This is a genomic window from Nostoc sp. (assembly GCF_036916575.1).
Lineage (GTDB): Bacteria > Cyanobacteriota > Cyanobacteriia > Cyanobacteriales > Nostocaceae > Nostoc.
Window position 1 is genome coordinate 1 of record NZ_JBALGC010000063.1, and the last position, 678, is coordinate 678.

Below are 678 nucleotides of genomic sequence, written 5' to 3' on the forward strand. Positions count from 1 at the left end.
TTTCTATTTCAAAGCTTTGTCTAAGTCTGGAAATTAATTGCGTTGCCAGTAGAGAATGTCCTCCCAAACTAAAGAAATTGTCGTTGATGCCTACTACTTCGATATCTAAAACATCCGCGAAAATATTGGCGATGATTTCTTCACCTGGTGTACGTGGAGCTACGTATTCGTGTTCTTGGCTAATTTCCCCACTTGGTGCAGGTAGTGCTTTGTGGTCTACTTTACCATTAGGTGTTAATGGTAAAGTGTCTAAGGTGACGAAGGTACTCGGAACCATGTATTGTGGTAGCTTCTGTTTCAAGAATTCACGTAGCTCATGGCCACTGAGTAATTCATTGTCGCTTACTACATAAGCTACTAAACGCTTATTACCATTGTTATCTTCAGTAGCAATCACTACAGTTTGTTGAATTTGGCAGTGGCTGTTAAGAACTGCTTCAATTTCTCCTAGTTCGACGCGGAAACCTCGCACTTTGACTTGATGGTCGATGCGACCTAGAAACTCGATGTTGCCATCTCTCCTATAACGAGCTAAGTCTCCTGTTTTGTAAAGGCTTGTTCCTTCTTGCTGACTAAAGGGGTTAGGAATAAATTTTTCTGAGTTTAATTCGGGTTGCTTGAGGTAGCCGCGAGCTAAACCGTCGCCACCGATATACAACTCCCCTGGAATGCCAATTG

1 protein-coding gene is annotated in these 678 nt (G+C 42.3%); it reads right to left on the reverse strand.

Annotated elements, in window-relative coordinates; genetic code table 11:
* On the reverse strand, positions 1-678 hold a 678-nt coding region (locus tag V7L29_RS14015; protein ID WP_334735865.1), incomplete at both ends, for an AMP-binding enzyme.